Raw genomic sequence first — 19,484 nt, 5'->3', positions numbered from 1 at the left:
CCCGAGCTCTACTCGCGCTCGCGGCGCCGGAACACCCGCGCGGCGGCGTCGATGACGCGCAGCAGCAGCAGGCCGGCCACACCCGCCAGCGGCAGCACGACGGCCAGGACGATCGGCAGCTGGATCCACGGGCTGAGAGCAAGCAGCATCTAGGCGCCGCTCCCGGCCAGGCCGCGGCGCACCAGCAGCGGGCGGGTGTCTTTGTCGCGGCCTCGGAAGGCGCGGTAGGCCTCCGCGTAGTCGCTCGCTGCTCCCCTGCTCAAGATGGCGTCGCGGAACGAGGCACCCGTGGCGCGGGTGATGCCTTTTTCCTCGATCAGCGCGTAGCCGTCGGCGTCAAGAGCCTCGGCCCACAGGTAGGAGTAGTACCCGGCGGAGTAGCCGCCGGCGAAGATGTGGTTGAACCAGGTGGAGCGGTAGCGCGGCTCCAGCTCGTCGACGGCGAGGCCGTACTCCTCCAAGGCGGCGCGCTCGAAAGCGGCGATGCCCTCGGCGGTCGGCTCGGGCAGCTGCGCCGGGTCGGTGACGCTGTGCCATGCCAGGTCGATGGCGCAGGCGGCGAGGTATTCGGTCGTCGTAAAGCCCTGCCCGAAGGTGCGCGAGGCGCGCACGGCGGCGAGCAACTCGTCGGGGATGACCTCGCCGGTCTCAACGTGGCGGGCGTAGTTGCGCACGATCTCGGGCGCGAACGCGTAGTTCTCGTTGATCTGGGAGGGGAACTCCACCCAGTCGCGCGGCACGTTGGTGCCGGACAGCGTCGGGTAGCGCACATCGGAGAACAAACCGTGCAGCGCGTGGCCGAACTCGTGGAACAGCGTGGTCACCTCGTCGATCGTCAACAGGGGCGAGCTGATAGACAACACGTTGACCACGACGGGCTGGGTGCCGGTCAGGTGCGCCTGATCGACGAACGAACTCATCCACGCCCCGCCTCGCTTGGAGGGGTGCGCCGCGTAGTCGGTCAAAAGCAGCCCGATGCCCGTGCCGTCGGCCTCGGCGACCTCCCACACGTCGACGTCGTCGCGGTAGCCGGCGAGGTCGTCGCGCTTGGTCACCGTGATGCCGTAGAGCAGGTTGGCTGCGTGGAAGACGCCGTCGCGCAGCACCTGGTTCAGCGGGAAGTACTGGCGCAGCTCGGACTCGTTGAACTTCAGCTCCTCCTCGCGCAGCTTCGCCTCCCACCAGGGCCAGTCCGCGCCGTCGACCTCGCCGCCGGCCAGTTCCCCGGCGAGCTTGCGCTCGGCTTCCGCGTTCGCCGCGGCCGCCGGGGCCAGATCAAGGATGAGCTGGCGGGCGGCCGCTGCGGTGCCGGCGGTCTCCTCTGAAATGACGAAGTCGGCGTGAGTGTCGAAACCGAGCAGCTGCGCAGCCTCCAGGCGCAGGCGCGCAGCTTCGACGACGAGGGCGGGGTTGGAGGTGCGGCCGCGGGCGCGGGAGGCGTCGAAAAGCGCGCGGCGCGCGGGCGGGCGGGCGAGCTGAGCTTGCAGCGCCTGGGTTGTGGGCAGCTCGATGGGGACCTCGTATGCGTCGCCGCTGGCGTAGGCCTCGATCTGCTCGTCGCTGAGTCCCTCGAGCTCGGCGCGGTCGAAGCGGACCGCGAGCGCGCGGGTGTCGGCCTGCAGGTTGCGGCCGAACTGCTCGCTGATCTCGCTGAGCCGCCGGTTGATCTCTTGCAGGCGCGCCTTTCCGGCGGCATCGAGCTCCGCACCGCGACGGACGAAGCGGCGCAGCAACAGCTCATGTAGCCGCGCGGACTCCTCGTCGCCGGGCACCTCGACCGCGCGCAGGCGGCGGTACAGCTCGGCGTTCTGGTAGATCGAGTCCATGTGCGCCGACAACTTCGGCACGATTGCGTCGGCGACCTCGTCGAACTCGGGTGTGGAGTCGGTGCCCTTGAGGTTGAAGAACCACGCGGTCACCCGATCCAGGTCGGCCCCGGAGCGCTCCAGGGCCTCCACCGTGTTCTCCCACGTCGGGGTGTCCTCCGAGAGGATGCGCGTGATCTCCGCGGCGTGGTTGTCCAGCGCGCGCTCGAGGGCGGGCGCGACGTGTTCGAGCTGGATCGCCGCGAAATCCGGCAGGTTGTACGGCTTTGTCGACGGCGTCAGCAGGGGGTTGGCACTCATGGTTGCCTATAGTACGACGCGTACCCCGCACCGAGCGGGCCCGCCGCCGACTAGGGTTTCCGGGTATGAACCACCCGGAAACCACCGAGGTCACCTGCCCCGCAGGCACGGTCGTCGGGTGCGCGACCGAGACCACGCGCAGCTTCCACTCCATCCCCTACTCGCGTATCTCGGCGCTGTTTAACGACGCCGTGCCCGCACCCGCAGCCTCGCTTATCGACGCCACCCTCCCCCGCCCCGACTCCACAGCCCTGTCCATCACCACCCCGGCGCACGCCCGGCCCGGCGCGGATCTGCCCGTGATGGTGTTTATCCACGGGGGTCGCTTCGAGGAAGGCAGCCACGCTGATAGCACAACCGGCGCGGAGGGCTTCGCGCGCCAGGGCGTGATCCAGGTGCGCATCGGTTACCGCCTGCGCCTGGCCGGCCTGCTGCAGTTTCCCGACGACGTCGCATCGCACTTCCGTGCTGCCCACGACTGCCAGCTGGCGCTCGAGTGGGTGCAGCGCAACATTGAGTCTTTCGGGGGCGACCCCACCAACGTCACCCTGGTGGGTCAATCCGCCGGCGCCGCGCTCGTGCTGTGGCTTGCCCGGCGCGATCACTTCCGCGGCGGCTTCCGGCGTGCTCTGGTGATGTCGCCGGCGTTTCCGCGGGTGACGTCGTCGAGGCGCCGCACTGTTTTGCGCGCGGCACTGGGCAAGCCGCTGACCCGCGCGGCGCTTAACAATGCGGCTGCCACCCGGGTCGAGCGCGCCTACCGGCGGTTGCGCACGGCCTACTTCACCGACATGGCACTCGGCCCGGGCCCGCTCGACGCCGCCGAGCTCGCCGAGGTGGACCTGGTTGTCACCTCCACCCGCGAGGAGATGCATCGCTCCGGCAGTCGTATCGACTCCATCGGGCTCGGCGCCGCGTTCGTGCGCACGGTGGGCGCGGCCATGGGGCTGAAGAGGCAGCGCGCCAGCGCGTACCTGAAGGCCGCGCGCCGCGTGGCCCCGGGCCATCTCGCCGGGCAGTTGATCGGCGACAGCCTAATCCGCCGCTGGGTGGATCAGGTGGCCGAGGGTGCGCCGGGGCGCGTCTGGCAGGCCGAGTTCGCCTCCGCCTCCTCTTCCAGTCCTGTTCACCACTGCGACGACCTTGTGCACCTGTTCACAGAGGGCACGGCGCTCAACGCCTGGGTGGTGGATTTCTGCCACGGCCGATTGCCCACGTGGCCTGAGTACCGCAATGATGACCGCTCGGTGGCGCGCATCGCGGCCGACGGGACCGGCTGCGAGATCGTGAAGGATCCGCTGGGATACGTGCGCGAGGCGTTCGGCGCCTAACTACAGCCCCAGCGCGGTGCGCAGGCTTGCGTGGTCGAGCTCGAGCACGAGCCACGGCGAGAACGCGTAGGGCGCGGCCTGCGCGGCGGCCGCGAGGCGCGCCGGGTCGGTCCACTCCCATGTATCTACTTCGGCTGGGCTCGGGGCAAGGACGGCGTCTGCGGCGCTGACGGATAGGCGCGCAACGAAGACGGGGCAGACCTCGTTCTCTACGATGCCGCTGGTGTCTACGGTGCGGTAGCGAAAGTCCGGGACCGCGCACTCGAGCGAGGCGATCAGCTCCGGGTCGAGTCCGATTTCCTGGGCGGCGCGGCGGTACAGCGCCGCCTCGAGTCCCTCGCTGGGGCCCGGGTGCCCGCAAAACGAGTTGGTCCACGCTCCCGGCCACGTCGTTTTGTCCAAGGCGCGCCGCGTCATGAGCAGCTGCCCGTCCGCGCTGAGCAGCCAGCAGGAAAACGCCAGGTGAAGCGGGGTCTCTGTGGTGTGCACCTCGTCCTTGAATGCGGTGCCGATGGGCTCGGCGGCGCTGTTTAACAGGACTACTTCTTCGCGCTCCACTAGTTGTTCAGGTTCCCCTCGAAGGTGACGTTGCCGATGGTGAACTGCGCGTCCCACAGGTTCGACGTCGACACGTCGAAGGGGTACTTCAGGTTCACGGTCGCACCCACGCCCAGGGGCAGATCCAGCCCAACCTGCGTTACACCTGCCTGCTCGCCGCCAAGCGGGGCAGCTGTCTGCCGGTTGTTGCCGCCCGAGGTGTACCTCAAGCTCGGCTGACCGAGAGCGTCAGCAGGCATCGGTACGTCTGAGTCATTCGTCACTGCCACCACGACAACGGTCCCACCGTTAGGCGCCGGCGTCGTTCCTTGCCACACGTAGGACACGTCCATGCCGGGGTCCTTGACCTTCTGACCGGTAATCTCGCTGGTTTGCATGTCGCTGACGTCGTTGACCGCGAACTCTTCTTCCGGCACTGGCGTCGGAGTGGAGACCTCGATGTCCGTGGCCGCCTGGCCCGTGGCATCGGAATCCTCAGACACGCACGCTGCCAAGGCAAGCACGAGGGCGAGCACCGCGGCGGCGGCTTGTGCAGAACGTGAACTCATTAATGGCACTCCCAAATACTGTCGCGGTGGCGTTTATTCGCGCGCGGCTGCGCTGCATTGTGGCTCTACTGTACAACTCGCGCCACGCCCCAAGTAGCATCAGGCGGTATGCAGCATCTGATGCGCGTCCTGCGCAGCGCTTCGGCACTATGGCCGTTCTACCTCGCGGTTGTCGCTATTTCGACCGTCGTTGCGGCGCTCGGGTTAGCCACTCCGTTCATCATCCGGGAGGCGACCGACCTCATCGTCGACACGCTCGGCAGCGACGCCCCAGCGCCCACCCGCACGATCGTCTGGCTCGCCATCGCGCTCTTCGCCGCGGAGGCCTCCGCGGCACTGCTGCGCAACGTCGCTGGCTACCTCGGCGACATCATGGTCGCCCGGATGCGCCGGATCATGTCGACGCGCTACTTTGCCAAGCTCCTCTCCCTGCCGCAGCGCTACTTCGACAATCAAGTCACCGGCACGATCATCGCGCGCCTCGATCGCTCGATCGCGAACGTCACCACGTTCATCCAGTCCTTCAGCAACAATTTCCTGCCGATGCTGCTCCAGGTCGCGGCCATTTTGGCCATCACGGCCTTCTACTACTGGCCGCTGACGGTTCTGCTCGCGCTGCTCTTCCCGCTCTACACCTGGCTCACCGCTCTGACGTCAAAGCGCTGGCAGGTCTTCGAGGCGGAGAAGAACTCCAACATCGACGAGGGCAACGGGCGCTTCGCCGAGGTCGTCGGACAGGTCAAGGTGACCAAGTCCTTCGTCGCCGAGGTTCGCGAGCTAGCCAAGTTCTCCCACCACTACGACGAGACCGTGCGGCTGACCCGCCCGCAGTCGCGGTGGTGGCACTCCATGGACTGCCTGCGCGGCATCGCTATGACCCTGGCGTTTTTGGGCATCTATCTCATCCTGTTTGTGCGCACCCTCAACGGAAACTTCACCATCGGCGAGATGGTCATGCTCCTGCAGATGGTCACCATGGTCCGCCAACCCGTATTCATGATGAGCTGGATCGTCGATGCCGCCCAGCGCGCCGTCGCCGGATCGCGCGACTACTTCAAGGTCATGGACGAGGAATCGGAGCCGACCGCCAACCGGCAGATCCTGGCCGCGGCCACCTCCGAGGGCGCTCCAGATCTCACCCCGCAGCGCCATGAGTCGCTGCCCGTGCGCGAGCCCGTCGTCGCGTTCAAGAACGTGACGTTTTCCTACAACGAGGGCGAGCCTGTCATCCGCGACGTGACGTTCACCGCCCGCGAGGGTGAGAAGATCGCGCTCGTCGGTGAGTCAGGTGGCGGCAAGTCGACGATCGTCAACCTGCTGCTCGGCCTCTACCCCATTGAGCAGGGCCAGCTTTCGGTGTGCGGCCGCGACATCGCGGAGATCGGTGTGGAGGAACTGCGGGTGTCGACAGGCGTCGTGTTCCAAGAACCCGCGCTGTTTTCGGGTTCAGTGTTCGAAAACATCGCCTACGGCAAGCCGGATGCGACCCTGGAGGAGGTCGTCGAGGTGGCGAAGCGGGCCAACGCGCATGATTTCATTCTCGCGTTCACAGACGGCTACGACACCATCATCGGCGAGCGCGGCCTGCGCCTGTCCGGCGGCCAGAAGCAGCGCGTCGCCGTGGCCCGCGCGATGCTCAAGGACGCGCCGATCCTCATCCTCGACGAGGCGACTTCGGCCCTGGACACGAAGAGCGAACGCGCTGTCCAGGCGGGCCTCGACGAGCTGATGAAGAACCGTACAACGCTCATGATCGCCCACCGCTTATCGACGATCGCCGGGGTCGACACCATCATTACCCTGCGCAATGGTGCGATCGACGAGATCGGCTCGCCCGCTGAGCTCGCCGCCTCCGGCGGAATCTACTCCGAGCTGTTGCAGCTGACGGCGTCTTCGAGCGCATCCGATCGGGCACGGCTGAAGGAGTTCGGGTTCAAGGTAGATGGAGACGACCAGGAAGACGACATCGACGAGGACGATTAGACTTGGACACATGAAGACGTCGCGCTGGTGGTTGAAAGCACTCGCAGCGGTCGTTGCGTTTGTCCTCGTTGCGATCCTCGTCGTTGTGGGCGTGCGGTTGTTCACGCACCGGTACTACGCCATTCCGCAGGCAGAGCCCTCCGCCGAGGCCCTGCTGTCCCGGCCCGGGGTCAGCCGCGTTGAGGGCGACTACCTGCGCGGCTACAGCCTTGCCGCCCGGGGTGACGCGCGGCCGGGCACCGTGGTTGTCTTCGGCGGGTCCGAGGGCTCGGCAAACCCGCGGCAAGCGTTTGAACTGCAGGAGGCGGGCTATAACGTCCTCGCGCTGTACTTCTTCGGGCAGGACGGGCAACAGGATCTTCTGTCGGAGGTGCCCCTCGATTTCTTCTCCGAAGTGCTCGACCGCCTCGACCGTGAGCAAGCCTCCGGTCCGCTGACGGTGATCGGCTCCTCCAAGGGCGCGGAGCTGGCGGCCAATCTCGCAATCCGCTACCCCGAAATCGACAACGTCGTGCTCTACGCGCCTGCCCATTACACCTACGCCGGCTTGGACTTCTCCCGCGACGCGAGCAGCTTCACTTGGCACGGGGAGCCGGTGCCCTTCGCGTCGCTGCGCGTCAGCCACGACAACTTGATGCGCGATCTCGGACGGATGATCATCGGCTTGCCTATGTCCTTCCGGAGCTCGTACGAAGCCGCCGCGGCGGCCGCCGAGCAGGACGCGCAGATCGACATTGCCGCCTTCGACGGCAACGGTCTCGCCTTCGCCGGAGGTCAGGACCGCATGTGGCAAAGCGAGGTCGCGGCACGCACCCTGGCGGACGCCAACCCCGGCGTCGAAGCCGTCGTGTTCGAGGATGCCGGCCACCTGTTTAACGAGGACATCGAGAGGTCCGTGGGCCGTTCGTGGGAGTACATGATGGGCGGCACCGTCGAGGGCAACCGGGCGGCGAAGCTCGAATCCGACGGGATCCTCTACGACCGGCTGGCGCGCTGGCACGGATAGCTGGGTCTATCTCCGCTTCGCCCGGCGGGGTTTGAGTGCACTCGGCTCGAACAGCAGCATCGTACGGAGTAGGGCGCCGAGGCCCTTACCATCGCGCTTCGGTTCCTTGCCGCGGGCGACCCTCTTGAGCTGCTGTTCGTACCACGAGATCACCAGGATGGACTGGTAGGCCTTGTCCACCTTCTCAATCCCGGTGGAGATGCGCGGCACGTCCAGACGTCCCTGCCCGCCTACCAACACCGTGCGCGGCCACTGAGGGTCAATGGCTAGGAGCCGGGCCACGCCGACGAGGTCCGCGATGCCCTCCGCACGCGCGGCCTCCATGTCCTCGCGGGAACGGAAGCCTCCGGTGAGTCCGATGGCCGCCGTGGGGACGAAGCGGGCCTGTACCTCGGCGATCTCGTCGGTGCTCAAGTTGCGGGGGTGTGGCGAAGAAGGGCTCCATGTCGCCGCCCAGCGAGATGGCGCTCGGCGCGACCGGCAGCGGGTTGACCGCGCGCGGGGACTGCTTGCCAGGGTGGTTGAGCTGCATCCACAGGTGCGTGCCGTTGCGCGTGCCTTCCTGCGCCCAGCGGGTGAGCACACCGAGGTCGCGCTCGTCCTCGATGACCACCTGCCCCGGCTCGCCGCGGTGGCGCGAATCGGCCCAGCGGCTGTACAGATTCACCAGGTCCTCGGACGGTGCAGGGTCGACGGTTCATTCAACATGCCAACCCAAGGTAGACCTTCGGTAGTAGCGTGGGAGCACATGGAGTTCCCCAACCTCGAGACCCTGAAAGCCCGCGCTACCCGCAAATGGACGCAATATCCGGACGATGTGTTGCCCTTGTGGGTCGCAGAGAGCGACTTCCCCACCGCAACACCTGTGAAGGACGCGATCCAGCGCGCGGTGGACAAGGAATCCTTCGGCTACACCCCCAACCCGGGTTCACACGGACTCGCCGAGGCAGTGGCGGACTTCCACGAAGCGCACTACAGCTGGCGCCCCGACCCGGCCAGGATTGTGACAGTCCCCGACGTCGTACGTGGCATCTACTTGGCCATCGCCTACTTCACCGAGGGCGATGTCATCGTGCCCGTGCCGGCCTACCCGCCGTTTCTCACGGTCGCGGAGACCGCCGGGCGCAAGCGCGTTAACGTCGGCAGCACAAACGGGCTCGACCTTGACGAAATCGAGGCGGCCTTCGCCAACGGCGCTGGCTCGATCATTCTGACCAACCCGTTCAACCCGGGCGGCTGGGTGTTGACCAGCGAGCAGCTCGACCAGATCTGCGCCATCGCCCGCAAGCATGGCGGCCGCGTGCTTGTCGACGAAATCCACGCCCCGCTCGTCTACGAAGGCCAGCACGTCTGCGCAGCACAAAACAACCCAGACGTGTGTATTACGGTCACGGCCGCTTCGAAGGCGTGGAACGTCGCCGGGCTGAAGTGCGCCCAGATGATCTTCAGCAACGACGAAGACCTCGCCACCTACAACGCGCTGTCGATCGTGGCCAAGGAAGGCACCGGCACCCTGGGCATCGTGGCCGCGGAAGCGTGCTACCGCGAGGGCGAAGAGTTCCTCAACGAAGAGGTCGAGCAGCTCAAAGCCAACCGCGACTGGCTGGTGGAGAACCTGCCCAAGCTCATCCCCGGCATCACATTCGAGGTCCCAGCGGCGACGTACCTGATGTTCCTCGATTTCTCCGAAACGGCGCTGACCACCGAGAAACCCGCGACCTACCTGCGCGAACACGCCAAGGTGGCGCTGAACGAGGGCGTGGACTTCGGCCCCGGCGGCGAGCACAAAGCGCGGCTGAACTTTGCTACGAGCCCGGAGATTCTGCACGAAGCGGTCCAGCGCATCGCCACGGCGGTTGCGGAAGTTTCCCGTTAACATCGGGGGGCATGGACCACACGCCCCAGGCCACTGATTTCAAGCTCCCGGCCCCCGTCGAAGAACCGTGGCAGCGCCCCGACCCTGAGTGGTACAAGGACGCGGTGTTCTACGAAGTGCTCGTGCGGGCCTTCTTTGATCCTGATGGCACGGGCTCGGGGACGCTGAAAGGTCTCGAGGAGAAGCTCGATTACCTGCAGTGGTTGGGCGTGGATTGCTTGTGGTTGCCCCCGTTCTACGATTCCCCGCTCAAAGACGGCGGCTACGACATCCGGGACTTCCGCAAGGTGCTACCCGAGTTCGGCACCGTCGAGGACTTCGTCAACCTCATCGATGCCGCCCACCGCCGCGGAATCCGCATCATCACGGACTTCCCCATCAACCACACCTCGGACCAGCACGCGTGGTTCCAGGAATCGCGCACCAACCCGGACGGGCCCTACGGCGACTTCTACGTCTGGACGGACGACCCGAGCACCTATGACCAAGCCCGGATCATCTTCATCGACACCGAGGACTCCAACTGGACCTATGACCCGGTGCGCAAGCAGTACTTCTGGCACCGCTTCTTCTCCCACCAGCCGGACCTGAACTACGACAACCCGGTGGTGCAGGAGGAGATCCTCGATGTGATCCGCTTCTGGCTCGACCTGGGCATGGACGGCATCCGCCTCGACGCGATCCCGTACCTGTTCGAGCGCGAGAACACCAACTGCGAGAACCTGCCTGAGACCCACCAGTTCATCAAACGCGTCCGCACGCTTTTCGACGACGAATACCCAAGCCGCTTCCTCCTCGCCGAGGCCAACCAGATGCCAGATGAGGTCGTCGCCTACTTCGGCGAAGGCGAGGGCGACGAGTGCCAGATGGCGTTTCACTTCCCCGTCATGCCGCGCATCTTCATGGCGATGCACCAGGAAAACGCGCAGCCGATCATCGACATTCTTAACGAGACCCCGGAGAAGCCGGAATCGGCACAGTGGGGCATCTTCCTGCGCAACCATGACGAGCTCACCCTCGAGATGGTCACGGAAGAAGAACGCGATTACATGTACAAAAACTACGCGTTCGATCCGCGGATGCGCGCCAACGTGGGCATTAGGCGTCGTCTAGCGCCGCTGCTGGGCGGGCACCGCGACCGCCTCGAGCTGGCGCACGCGCTGCTCCTGTCGCTGCCCGGCTCGCCCTTCCTCTACTACGGCGACGAGATCGGGATGGGCGACAACATCTGGTTGCCGGACCGCGACGGCGTGCGCACCCCGATGCAGTGGTCGAACGACAGCAACGGCGGGTTCTCCAAGGCGGACCCGGAGCGTTTGTATCTGCCGCCAATCCGAAACGACCAGTACGGCTACCACATCGTCAATGTGGAGTCGCAGATGAAAAAGGACAACTCGCTGCTGCACTGGGTGCGCGAGCGGGTGCACATCCGCAAGCAGTACAAGGCGTTCGGGCGCGGGTCCTACATCCCGGTCGAGCACGGCAACCCGCAGGTGCTCGCCTTTATCCGCGAGTACGAGGGCGAGCGCGTCCTGTGTATTCACAACATGAGCTCGCGCCCACAGCCGGTCGAGATGAACCTGTCGGCGTACAACGGCATCGTGCCCCGGGAGGTCTCCGGCGGCGTGGAGTTCCCCGCCATCGGTGAGCTGCCGTGGCTGGTCACGCTTGCCCCGCACGGCTTCTTCTGGTTCGACATCTCCCAGTACCCGGAGTCCTAAATGATTGACCTGCGCAGCCAGCGGTTCTACCGCGCGAAGGCGGAGCCGATCGACGCGGTCGAGGTCACCGCGAGCGCGCCCGCGGGTGACTTTAAGTGGCAGCTTCTCAGCGTCCGCCACGGCGGCGTCACCGACACTTACCAAGTGCTTGTCGACGCCACCTCCGCCGACGCCCTAGACACCGCCGCCGGCGCGAGCGCCTACCTGGACAACGTCTCCCACTTCGGCACGGTCCACGGCACCATCGCCGGTGCGACGGCCGAACCGATGGGCGCGGAGCAGTCCAACACCTCCCTGGTGGTCGACGGCGAGTGGGTGCTCAAGGTGTTTCGCCGCCTCGAAGACGGCGTCAACCCGGACGTGGAGCTGCTTACCGGCATCGCGGATTGCCCCAACGTGGCCGGTGTGCGCGGCCACGTCACCCGTGGCGCGGCGACCATCGCGATGCAGCAGCAGCTCATCCGCGACGGCGTCGACGGCTTCGACCTGGCCACCTCTGATGCTGGCATCGAGAACCCGGGTGAGCTGGGTGAAGCGATCCGCACCGTCCACGAGGCGCTCGCGGAGGCGTTCGGCACCGAGACCGTCCCCGGCGCCGAGCTGGCGCGCACACTCAATGAGCACCTCGACCATCTCGTGGCCGGCACCCCGGTCTTGCACGAGGTCGAGCCCAGCTTGCGCGAGCTCTACGCACAGATCCCCCACGGCGAGGTCGAGATCCAGCGCATCCACGGCGACCTCCACTTGGGTCAGACCCTGAAGACGCCGCAGCGCTGGTTCCTCATCGATTTCGAGGGTGAGCCGACCCGCCCACTTGTCGAGCGCCGCCGCCCGGACCACACGCTTCGCGACGTCGCCGGGATGGTCCGCTCCTTCGGATACGCCGCAGCCGTGGCGGGCCGGGACGACGACTGGGAGCAGGGGTACGTGCGCGACCTGCTCGCCGGCTACGGGGTGGAGCGTGACCCGATCCTCGCTGCGTACATAGCGGACAAGGCGGCCTACGAGGTGGCGTATGAGGCGAACAACCGTCCTGATTGGGTGGGTATTCCGCTTGCGGCCATTCGTCGATTAGCGGACGCATAATTTCACTGTGTGGGACGCCACGTTCCAAAATTTTCTATTTCTATACGTTGGCAGTCTACTCTAAGTGAGTCACACGTATTGAAGGAGGATTCCATGGGTTCCACAGTCGCCACTAAGGATTCGCGCGAGGGCGCGAGTGGCTCATCAACAACGGCAATCGTCGTCACCGCGCTAGCACTTTTCTCCATGTTCTTCGGTGCGGGAAATCTGATCTTCCCGCCCATGCTGGCCGTTGAGGCCGGAGACAATTTCTGGCCCGCAATCCTCGGCTTCCTCGCCACCGGCGCGCTGCTTCCGGTGCTCGCGGTTATCGCCATTGCCCTGTCGGGTGCGAACGTGCGCGACCTCGCGCAGCGCGCCGGCACCGTGTTCGGCCTGATCTTCCCGCTGCTGGCCTACCTGTCCATCGGTGCTTTCTACGCCCTGCCGCGCACCGGCGCGGTCTCGTTTGAGACAGCAGTGACCCCGCTGTTCGGCTGGGAGGGCCTGCTGGCCTCGGCGATCTTCAACATCGTGTTCTTCGGCATCGCCCTAGCGCTGTCCTGGAACCCGAACACGATCACGGAGACGCTGGGCAAGTTCCTCACCCCGGCGCTGGTCATCCTCCTGCTCGTCATGATCGCGCTCTCCCTGTTCAAGTGGCAGGCGGACCCGAGTACCCCGTCGGAGGCGTACACCGACGGCCCGTTCACCTCGGGCCTGCTCCAGGGCTACCTGACCATGGACTCCATCGCCGCGCTGGCGTTTTCCATCGTCGTCATCTCCACCCTGCGCTACCGCGGATTCTCCGAGGGTAAGCCGCTGGTTCGCGGCACCATCCTCTCCGGCATCGGCGCCGGCGTCATGCTCGCCCTGATCTACCTGGGCCTCGGCGCCATCGGTCGCGTGATCCCGAACCCGGGCCAGTACGAAAACGGTGCCGGCCTGCTTGCCGACGCCTCCAACCTGACGATGGGCTCTGTCGGCCAGCTGATCTTCTCCGCCATCGTCCTGCTGGCCTGCATGACCACCGCCGTCGGCCTCATCACCGCCACCGCCGAGTACTTCTCCGAGCAGTTCCCCGGCTCCTACAAGCTCTGGGCCGTCGTCTTCACAGTCACCTCCATCGTCATCGCGACCCAGGGCCTGAGCTTCGTTATGGCGATTGCCGCTCCGGTCATCGGCTTCCTCTACCCGCCGGCCATCGCGCTGATCTTTGTCACCCTGATCGAGCCGGCCTTCCGCTCCCGCACCCGCTTCACGTGGGCATTCTTCCTTCCGATCTGGGTTGCCACCATCTGGTCCGCCATCGAGACGTTCATCTCCCTGGGCTGGGCCGCTGACATGCTGACCCCGCTGGTGGCGTGGGCACCGCTTCAGGAGGACGGCCTCGGCTGGATCGTCCCGGTCATCGCCGCGTTCATCGTGGGCCTGGGCATCGACCTGGCTCGCCCCCGCACCCCGATGGCGATCGGTACCAACGAAACCGTCAACGGAGAGGCCGTCACCGCCTCCTAGCAAGGCGTAGCGTGGTGGCATGACAACCACCCCGCTTTCCCTGCTCGACTTCTGCACCGTTTACCCCGGCGAAACCCCTGCCGAGTCCATGGAACGCTCCGTGGCACTCGCCCAGAAGGCGGAATCGCTGGGGTTTTCGCGTGTCTGGTACACCGAACACCACAACATGACGACGATCGTCTCGTCCGCACCGGCCGTTTTGATCTCCCACATTGGGGCGCGCACCAACACGATCCGCCTCGGCGCCGGCGGAGTGATGCTGCCGAACCACTCGCCCTACGTCATCGCCGAGCAGTTCGGAACGCTCGCCGAGCTCTACCCTGGTCGCATCGACTTGGGCCTCGGCCGCGCCCCCGGCACCGACCAGCAGACCCTCGGCCGCGCGCTGCGGCGCGACCCGAGCTCCGCCGAGCGCTTCCCCGCGGACGTCGCTGAGCTTCAGGCGTGGCTATCTGAGAGCTCCCCGATCCCCGGCGTCACCGCCTTTCCCGGTGCCGGCACCAACGTGCCCCTCTACATCCTGGGCTCTTCCCTGTTCGGCGCCTCGCTTGCCGCCAAGCTCGGCCTGCCGTACTCGTTCGCCTCCCACTTCGCCCCGCAGCACCTTGAGGAGGCAACCTCCTACTACCGGGATAACTACGTGCCCTCGGAGGCACACCCGGAGCCTTACGTGCTCGCGGCGGTCAACGTCACCGCCGCCGAGACGACCGAGGACGCCGAGCGCCAGACCGCGCTCGTGCACCGCAACCGCGTGCGGGCGTTTATTGGACGCCGCGGGCACGTGCTTGACGACGCCCAACTTGACACCGTCGTCTCCTCTCCCCAGGGCCGCGAGATCACCGGCATGCTGCGCTACACCGCCTCCGGCACCGGCGAGCAGGTCGCCCGCTACCTCACCTGGTTCACCGAGCACTCCTCTGCTGACGAGCTGATGATCTCGCTGCAGGCGCCCAGCCACGACGAGGCTGTGGCGGGAATGGGCATCCTGGCGGACAACTGGCTGAAGTAGGTCGGTGCCTTGTGTAACCTATGCACCCATGACTTCCCGCAGGACCGCCGGCGTCGTCGCGGCAGCGGTAGCGCTGTCCGCGATCACCGCTTGCTCACCGGCGCTTGACGCAACCGGCGGAGCCGACGGGCGCGACAGCGTCGTGGTCGCCGCCTCCGCCGCGCCCGCGGGCCTCGACTTCACCACCGTCGGGGGTGCCGCCGCGCCCCAGGCGATGATGGGCAACATCTACGAAACACTGGTGCGCATAGACGACTCCGGGCAACCGCAGCCTTTCCTCGCCACCAGCTGGGACGTCAGCGAAGACGGCACCGTCTACACCTTCCATCTGCGCGAGGGCGTGACCTTTTCCAACGGCAAACCGTTTAACGCCGAGGACGCGAAGTTTTCCATCGAATACGTCCGCGATTCCTGGACGAACGCGCTGAAGGCGCAGATGGATCCCGTGCGCGACGTTGCCGTGCTGGATGAGCACACGGTGCAGGTGACGCTTGCGGGGCCGTCGACAAGCTGGCTGTGGTCAATGGGCACATTCACCGGCGCGATGATGACCCCCGAGAGTATCGACCGCCTCGCCACCGACCCGCTCGGCACGGGCCCGTACACGCTGCGCGCGTTCCGCCCGGGGGACGCGGTCGAGTTCGCCTCGCGCGGCGACTATTGGGGCGCGCCCGTCGAGCACGACGCCGCGATCCGCTACTTCGCGGACTCGGTCTCCGCCGTCAACGCCCTGCGCGTCGGCGACGTCGACGTGGTGTGGTTCATGCAAGCACCCGAGCTTATCGGCGCCCTCCCGGACGCTATCGAGGTCCTCGTCGGCACCACCAACGGCGAGCTCGTGTTCAGCATGAACAACAACGCCGCGCCTTTCGACGACCCTGATGTGCGCAAGGCCGCCGCCTACGCGATCGACCGCGCGGCACTGAGCGAGGTTGTCTTCAACGGCCTGGCCACCGACACCGGCGGCGCCCCCGTGCCGCCCACCGACCCCTGGTTCACCGGCCGCGACTACTACCCCTTCGACCCGGAGCGGGCCCGCGAGCTTCTCGACGGCCGCCGCCCCAGCGTCACCATCACCGTGCCCAACCTGCCGTACGCGCAGACCGCCAGCGAGCTGATCTTCTCCCAGCTGCGCGACGTCGGCTTCGACGTGCGCCTCGACACCGTCGAGTTCCCGGCGGTGTGGCTCAACCAGGTGCTCACAGGCCACGACTACCAGGCCTCGCTGGTGGCCCACATCGAGCCGCGCGACATCCCGATGATCTTCGGCGATCCCGACTACTACCTCGGCTACGACTCGCCGCGAACGCGCGCGCTTCTCGACGCCGCCGAGGTCGGCAACCAGGAAGAAAACATGGCGGCGGCCATCGACCAAATCATGGCCGACGCCGCAGCGCTCACGCTCGTCAACGTGCCAAACCTCGTGCTGACCGCGCCCGGTGTCGGCGGGGTCAACCCGAACATGGTCACCGACGCGCTGCGTCTTGCCGATGTGACGAAAGGAGCCACGCCGTGACCGCGCCGAAAGGTGTCGCCGCCGCTCTCGCGCGCATCCTCGCCCGCTCCGCCGCCTTGATGTTTACCGCCAGCGTGATCATCTTCCTTCTGCTGCGCGCGGTGCCGGGCGACCCGGCGCGCATCGCGCTGGGTGTGTCCGCGACCGAGGAAGCGGTCGCACAGTTGTCCGCGAAACTCGGCACTGACCGCCCGCTGCTGACCCAGTACCTCGACTGGATCGGTGGGTTGCTCACCGGTGACTTCGGGGTATCGATGGCCAGCGGCACGGATATTACCCCGCAGGTCATCGAGCGCGCCGGGGTCTCGTTCACCCTCACCGGCACGGCGATGCTGCTCTCGCTGGCCATTGCCGTACCCGTCGGCGTGTACCTCGCCGCGCGGGGTGGTCGGCCCGACGGCGCCGCCCTCGGCGTGCTGGCCCAGCTCGGCATTGTGGTGCCCAGCTTCCTCGTCGGCATCCTCGGCGTCGCGGTGTTCTCGGTCCGCCTCGGGTGGCTACCGGCCAACGGCTGGGGCACCCCGGCGCACCTGGTGCTCCCAGTCACCGCGCTGACCCTGGTGCAGGCGGCGATCCTGTCGCGCTACGTACGCGGGGCGGTGCGCGAGGAGATGGGCAAGGACTATGTGCGCACGGCGCGAGCACGGGGGGCGTCGATAAGCGAGGTGCTTCTTGGCCGCGTGCTGAAAAACGCGGCGTTGCCGGTGCTGACCGTCGCCGGCGTCCAGCTGTCCACCCTCATTGTCGGAGCCGTCGTCATCGAGCGGGTGTTCACCCTGCCCGGGCTGGGCACCATGTTGCTGACTGCGGTGGGTACCCGCGACCTGACCACCGTGCAGACCGTGATGATGCTGCTTGTCGCGTTCACCCTGGCGGTCAATGCCCTCGTAGATGTGTTGTATGCCGTGATCGATCCGCGCGTGAGGAGGAAAGCGTGAACACCCAGCAGAAAGTAGGCGCGAGCATCGTCGCAGTCATCGCCGTGTGCGCGCTCATCTCCTTCGTGTGGACCCCCTTCGACCCCGTGCAAGCCAACCCCGCGCTGCGCCTAGAGACCTCGAGTCCAACCCACTGGATGGGCACCGACCAATTCGGCCGCGATGTCGCCTCCCGCATCATGGCGGGCGCGCGCGTGACCCTCGCGGTCTCGCTTGGGGCGGTGGCGCTGTCCGCACTCGTCGGCGTGCCGCTGGGTATCTGGGCGGGGATGCGACGCGGGTTCGTCGAAGGCGCGGTCATGCGGTTAAGCGACCTCGCGCTGGCGTTTCCGGCGCTCCTTCTAGCCATTGTGTTCACCGCCGTGTTCGGCGCCAGCATGTGGGTCGTGGTGCTCGCGATCGGCCTGGCCGGCATCCCCGGCTTCGCCCGCGTGGCGCGCGTGGGCACGCTGCAGGTGATGAGCCAGGACTACATCCTCGCCGCACGCGTGGCGAAAGTGCCTGGACTCACCGTCGCCAGGCGCCACGTGTGGCCGAACATCGCCCCCCTCATCATCGTGCAGATCTCGGTCGCGCTCGCCCTGGCTATCCTCGCCGAGGCCGGCCTGTCCTTCCTCGGCCTCGGCACACCGGCGCCCTACGCGTCGTGGGGGCGCATGCTGCAGTCCAGCCAGCCGTTCCTCGCCACCGCGCCCCACCTAGCGCTGTGGCCGGGCCTGGCCATCGCGGTCACGGTCCTCGGCTTCAACTTGATCGGGGGCGCGCGTGATCAGCGTTAAGAACCTCTCTATCCCCGGCATCCTCCATGACGTCAGCTTCGACGTCGCCCGCGGCGAGCGTGTCGGGCTGATCGGCGAATCCGGCTCGGGCAAGACCATGACCGCGCTAGCAATCATGGGCCTGCTGCCCGACCTGCCCGCCACGGGATCGGTGCGCGTTGGTTCGACCGAGATGATCGGCACCCCCGACCGTGTCCGACGCACCGTGCGCGGCAGCAAAGTCGCAATGGTCTTTCAAGAGCCGATGACCGCTCTCGACCCGCTGATGAAGGTCGGCCGCCAGGTCTCGCGCGACCGCGACCGGGCACGCGCGCTCCTCGCGGAGGTCGGCGTCGACCGGCCCGACGCCTACCCGCACGAGCTCTCCGGTGGTCAGCGCCAGCGCGTCCTCATCGCCGCAGCTCTCGCCGAGAACCCCGACATTTTGGTGTGCGACGAGCCCACCACCGCCCTCGATGTCGCCGTCCAGGCGCAAATCCTCGACCTGCTCGACCAGGTCATCGCCCGGCGCGGCATGGGGCTGGTGTTCATCTCCCACGACCTCGCCGTGATCCGGCGCATGGCCGAGCGCGTCATTGTGCTCAAGGACGGTCGCATCGTGCCGGTCGACTCCGACTACGCCCGCGCCCTCGCCGCCGCGTCCGCACCCGGCGCGCCCGCCGCCGCGCGCTCTGTCGGTGAGCCCGTGGTGGCGCTGACGGATGTCTCGCTGACCAGGGGCGCGACCCAGGCGCTGCGGGACGTGAGCCTGAACGTCCGCTGCGGCGAGCGCCTCGGCATCGTCGGCGGCTCCGGCTCCGGCAAGACCTCGCTGCTGCGCGTCATCGCCGGGCTCTCTGCCCCCGACTCCGGCACCGTGGACATCGCCGGCGACATCCAGATGGTCTTCCAGGACCCCTATTCTTCCCTCGACCCGCGCATGGCTGTGGGCGAGTCGATCGCGGAGACGGGCGCCGATTCTGCGCGCGTGGAGGAAGTGTTATCCCAGGTGGGGCTGGCCGGAATGGGATCCCGCCTGCCGCGGGAGTTCTCGGGCGGGCAGCGCCAGCGCATCTCCATCGCGCGCGCCGCCGCGCCGCGCGCACCCATCCTGCTTGCCGACGAACCCGTCTCCGCCCTCGACATCACCCTCCGCGCCCGAGTGCTGAAGCTTGTCGACGACGTCGTCGCCGACAACACCCTCATCTTCGTCTCCCACGACCTCGCGGTCGTGCGCGAGCTGTGCCCCACCGTCGCCGTCATGCACGCCGGGCGCATCGTCGAACACGGCGCGACGGCCGAGGTGTGGGCGAACCCGCGCCACGAATACACCCGCGCGCTGCTGGAGGCGTCGAGCCTCTAGGAGGCTCTAGGAGGCTCTAGCGCGTGACGTAGAACATCAGCGACGGATCCAGCAGGTGCTCCTGGCTGAGCTCGAATCCGCTGGCCATCTTCTCAAAGGCGTCGACCTCACTGTGGGTCAACTGCGTCTGCTCCCGGGGAAAAGGTGCCTGCATGCCGCCTATCCTAT

18 protein-coding genes are annotated in these 19,484 nt (G+C 66.9%); 12 read left to right on the top strand and 6 right to left on the bottom strand.

The features are described 5' to 3' along the window. Positions 1-8 precede the first annotated feature (8 nt). Both VVR41_RS05990 and VVR41_RS05985 read right to left on the bottom strand, forming a co-directional pair. Positions 9-149 (bottom strand): hypothetical protein, encoded by a 141-nt coding sequence (locus tag VVR41_RS05990; RefSeq protein WP_368523998.1) that lies wholly within the window; start codon positions 147-149, stop codon positions 9-11. Continuing rightward, complete coding sequence (locus tag VVR41_RS05985; RefSeq protein WP_368523997.1) at positions 150-2,126, bottom strand: M3 family metallopeptidase; 1,977 nt, start codon at positions 2,124-2,126, stop codon at positions 150-152. It lies immediately after the preceding gene. 65 nt (positions 2,127-2,191) lie between these two features. Here VVR41_RS05985 and VVR41_RS05980 point away from each other — a divergent pair, with 65 nt between their 5' ends. Further along, positions 2,192-3,457, top strand: a complete 1,266-nt coding sequence (locus VVR41_RS05980; RefSeq protein ID WP_368523996.1) for a carboxylesterase family protein — start codon at positions 2,192-2,194, stop codon at positions 3,455-3,457. On the opposite strand, the gene idi is transcribed toward VVR41_RS05980, so the two are convergent. Further along, positions 3,458-4,015 (bottom strand): isopentenyl-diphosphate Delta-isomerase, encoded by a 558-nt coding sequence (gene idi, locus VVR41_RS05975; RefSeq protein WP_368523995.1) that lies wholly within the window; start codon positions 4,013-4,015, stop codon positions 3,458-3,460. Further along, a complete protein-coding gene (locus tag VVR41_RS05970) occupies positions 4,015-4,563 on the bottom strand; it encodes a hypothetical protein (RefSeq protein WP_321101725.1) in 549 nt (182 codons plus the stop codon). Before VVR41_RS05970 ends, idi begins: the two co-directional genes overlap by 1 nt. 108 nt (positions 4,564-4,671) lie before the next feature. Between VVR41_RS05970 and VVR41_RS05965 the strand changes: the two genes are divergently transcribed. Both VVR41_RS05965 and VVR41_RS05960 read left to right on the top strand, forming a co-directional pair. Then, positions 4,672-6,546, top strand: a complete 1,875-nt coding sequence (locus tag VVR41_RS05965; protein ID WP_368523994.1) for an ABC transporter ATP-binding protein — start codon at positions 4,672-4,674, stop codon at positions 6,544-6,546. A gap of 10 nt (positions 6,547-6,556) precedes the next feature. After that, a complete protein-coding gene (locus tag VVR41_RS05960) occupies positions 6,557-7,552 on the top strand; it encodes an acyl-CoA thioester hydrolase/BAAT C-terminal domain-containing protein (protein WP_368523993.1) in 996 nt (331 codons plus the stop codon). 6 nt (positions 7,553-7,558) lie between these two features. Here VVR41_RS05960 and VVR41_RS05955 read toward each other — a convergent pair whose 3' ends face one another. Next, positions 7,559-7,966 (bottom strand): hypothetical protein, encoded by a 408-nt coding sequence (locus tag VVR41_RS05955; RefSeq protein ID WP_368523992.1) that lies wholly within the window; start codon positions 7,964-7,966, stop codon positions 7,559-7,561. Between the two features lie 334 nt (positions 7,967-8,300). Here VVR41_RS05955 and VVR41_RS05950 point away from each other — a divergent pair, with 334 nt between their 5' ends. From VVR41_RS05950 to VVR41_RS05910, 9 genes are all read left to right on the top strand, one after another. Beyond that, complete coding sequence (locus VVR41_RS05950; protein WP_368524039.1) at positions 8,301-9,428, top strand: MalY/PatB family protein; 1,128 nt, start codon at positions 8,301-8,303, stop codon at positions 9,426-9,428. Between the two features lie 11 nt (positions 9,429-9,439). Then, a complete protein-coding gene (gene treS / locus VVR41_RS05945; protein ID WP_368523991.1) occupies positions 9,440-11,149 on the top strand; it encodes a maltose alpha-D-glucosyltransferase in 1,710 nt (569 codons plus the stop codon). Beyond that, positions 11,150-12,235 carry a trehalose synthase gene (locus tag VVR41_RS05940; RefSeq protein ID WP_368523990.1) on the top strand — a complete coding sequence of 362 codons (1,086 nt, stop codon included), beginning with the start codon at positions 11,150-11,152 and terminating at the stop codon, positions 12,233-12,235. Positions 12,236-12,328: 93 nt separating this feature from the next. After that, the gene (gene brnQ / locus VVR41_RS05935) at positions 12,329-13,732 is read left to right on the top strand and encodes a branched-chain amino acid transport system II carrier protein (protein WP_321101243.1); all 1,404 of its coding nucleotides are present in this window, start codon (positions 12,329-12,331) and stop codon (positions 13,730-13,732) included. A 19-nt stretch (positions 13,733-13,751) separates the two neighbouring features. Continuing rightward, positions 13,752-14,741: an LLM class flavin-dependent oxidoreductase gene (locus tag VVR41_RS05930; RefSeq protein ID WP_368523989.1), complete on the top strand. Its 990-nt coding sequence runs from the start codon at positions 13,752-13,754 to the stop codon at positions 14,739-14,741. A gap of 28 nt (positions 14,742-14,769) precedes the next feature. Then, positions 14,770-16,257 (top strand): ABC transporter substrate-binding protein, encoded by a 1,488-nt coding sequence (locus tag VVR41_RS05925; protein ID WP_368523988.1) that lies wholly within the window; start codon positions 14,770-14,772, stop codon positions 16,255-16,257. Next, a complete protein-coding gene (locus VVR41_RS05920) occupies positions 16,254-17,195 on the top strand; it encodes an ABC transporter permease (RefSeq protein WP_409338282.1) in 942 nt (313 codons plus the stop codon). Before VVR41_RS05925 ends, VVR41_RS05920 begins: the two co-directional genes overlap by 4 nt. After that, positions 17,192-17,974 (top strand): ABC transporter permease, encoded by a 783-nt coding sequence (locus VVR41_RS05915; protein WP_368523987.1) that lies wholly within the window; start codon positions 17,192-17,194, stop codon positions 17,972-17,974. The genes VVR41_RS05920 and VVR41_RS05915 overlap by 4 nt, the downstream gene beginning before the upstream one ends. Beyond that, complete coding sequence (locus VVR41_RS05910; protein WP_368523986.1) at positions 17,961-19,316, top strand: ATP-binding cassette domain-containing protein; 1,356 nt, start codon at positions 17,961-17,963, stop codon at positions 19,314-19,316. The genes VVR41_RS05915 and VVR41_RS05910 overlap by 14 nt, the downstream gene beginning before the upstream one ends. 16 nt (positions 19,317-19,332) lie before the next feature. On the opposite strand, the gene VVR41_RS05905 is transcribed toward VVR41_RS05910, so the two are convergent. Continuing rightward, the gene (locus tag VVR41_RS05905) at positions 19,333-19,470 is read right to left on the bottom strand and encodes a hypothetical protein (protein ID WP_321101252.1); all 138 of its coding nucleotides are present in this window, start codon (positions 19,468-19,470) and stop codon (positions 19,333-19,335) included. Positions 19,471-19,484: the final 14 nt, after the last annotated feature.

This window comes from Corynebacterium sp. LK2510 (assembly GCF_040946405.1).
GTDB lineage: Bacteria > Actinomycetota > Actinomycetes > Mycobacteriales > Mycobacteriaceae > Corynebacterium.
This window is presented reverse-complemented; position numbering and strand designations above follow the sequence as displayed.

Bases quoted from the DNA above. Each gene is read 5' to 3' on its own strand.
- VVR41_RS05980 (WP_368523996.1), top strand. From the start codon at position 2,192: ATGAACCACCCGGAAACCACCGAGGTCACCTGCCCCGCAGGCACGGTC.
- VVR41_RS05950 (WP_368524039.1), top strand. From the start codon at position 8,301: ATGGAGTTCCCCAACCTCGAGACCCTGAAAGCCCGCGCTACCCGCAAA.
- VVR41_RS05990 (WP_368523998.1), bottom strand. From the start codon at position 149: ATGCTGCTTGCTCTCAGCCCGTGGATCCAGCTGCCGATCGTCCTGGCC.
- VVR41_RS05930 (WP_368523989.1), top strand. From the start codon at position 13,752: ATGACAACCACCCCGCTTTCCCTGCTCGACTTCTGCACCGTTTACCCC.
- VVR41_RS05985 (WP_368523997.1), bottom strand. From the start codon at position 2,126: ATGAGTGCCAACCCCCTGCTGACGCCGTCGACAAAGCCGTACAACCTG.
- VVR41_RS05940 (WP_368523990.1), top strand. From the start codon at position 11,150: ATGATTGACCTGCGCAGCCAGCGGTTCTACCGCGCGAAGGCGGAGCCG.
- treS (WP_368523991.1), top strand. From the start codon at position 9,440: ATGGACCACACGCCCCAGGCCACTGATTTCAAGCTCCCGGCCCCCGTC.
- VVR41_RS05960 (WP_368523993.1), top strand. From the start codon at position 6,557: ATGAAGACGTCGCGCTGGTGGTTGAAAGCACTCGCAGCGGTCGTTGCG.
- brnQ (WP_321101243.1), top strand. From the start codon at position 12,329: ATGGGTTCCACAGTCGCCACTAAGGATTCGCGCGAGGGCGCGAGTGGC.
- VVR41_RS05965 (WP_368523994.1), top strand. From the start codon at position 4,672: ATGCAGCATCTGATGCGCGTCCTGCGCAGCGCTTCGGCACTATGGCCG.
- VVR41_RS05905 (WP_321101252.1), bottom strand. From the start codon at position 19,470: ATGCAGGCACCTTTTCCCCGGGAGCAGACGCAGTTGACCCACAGTGAG.
- VVR41_RS05970 (WP_321101725.1), bottom strand. From the start codon at position 4,563: ATGAGTTCACGTTCTGCACAAGCCGCCGCCGCGGTGCTCGCCCTCGTG.
- VVR41_RS05925 (WP_368523988.1), top strand. From the start codon at position 14,770: ATGACTTCCCGCAGGACCGCCGGCGTCGTCGCGGCAGCGGTAGCGCTG.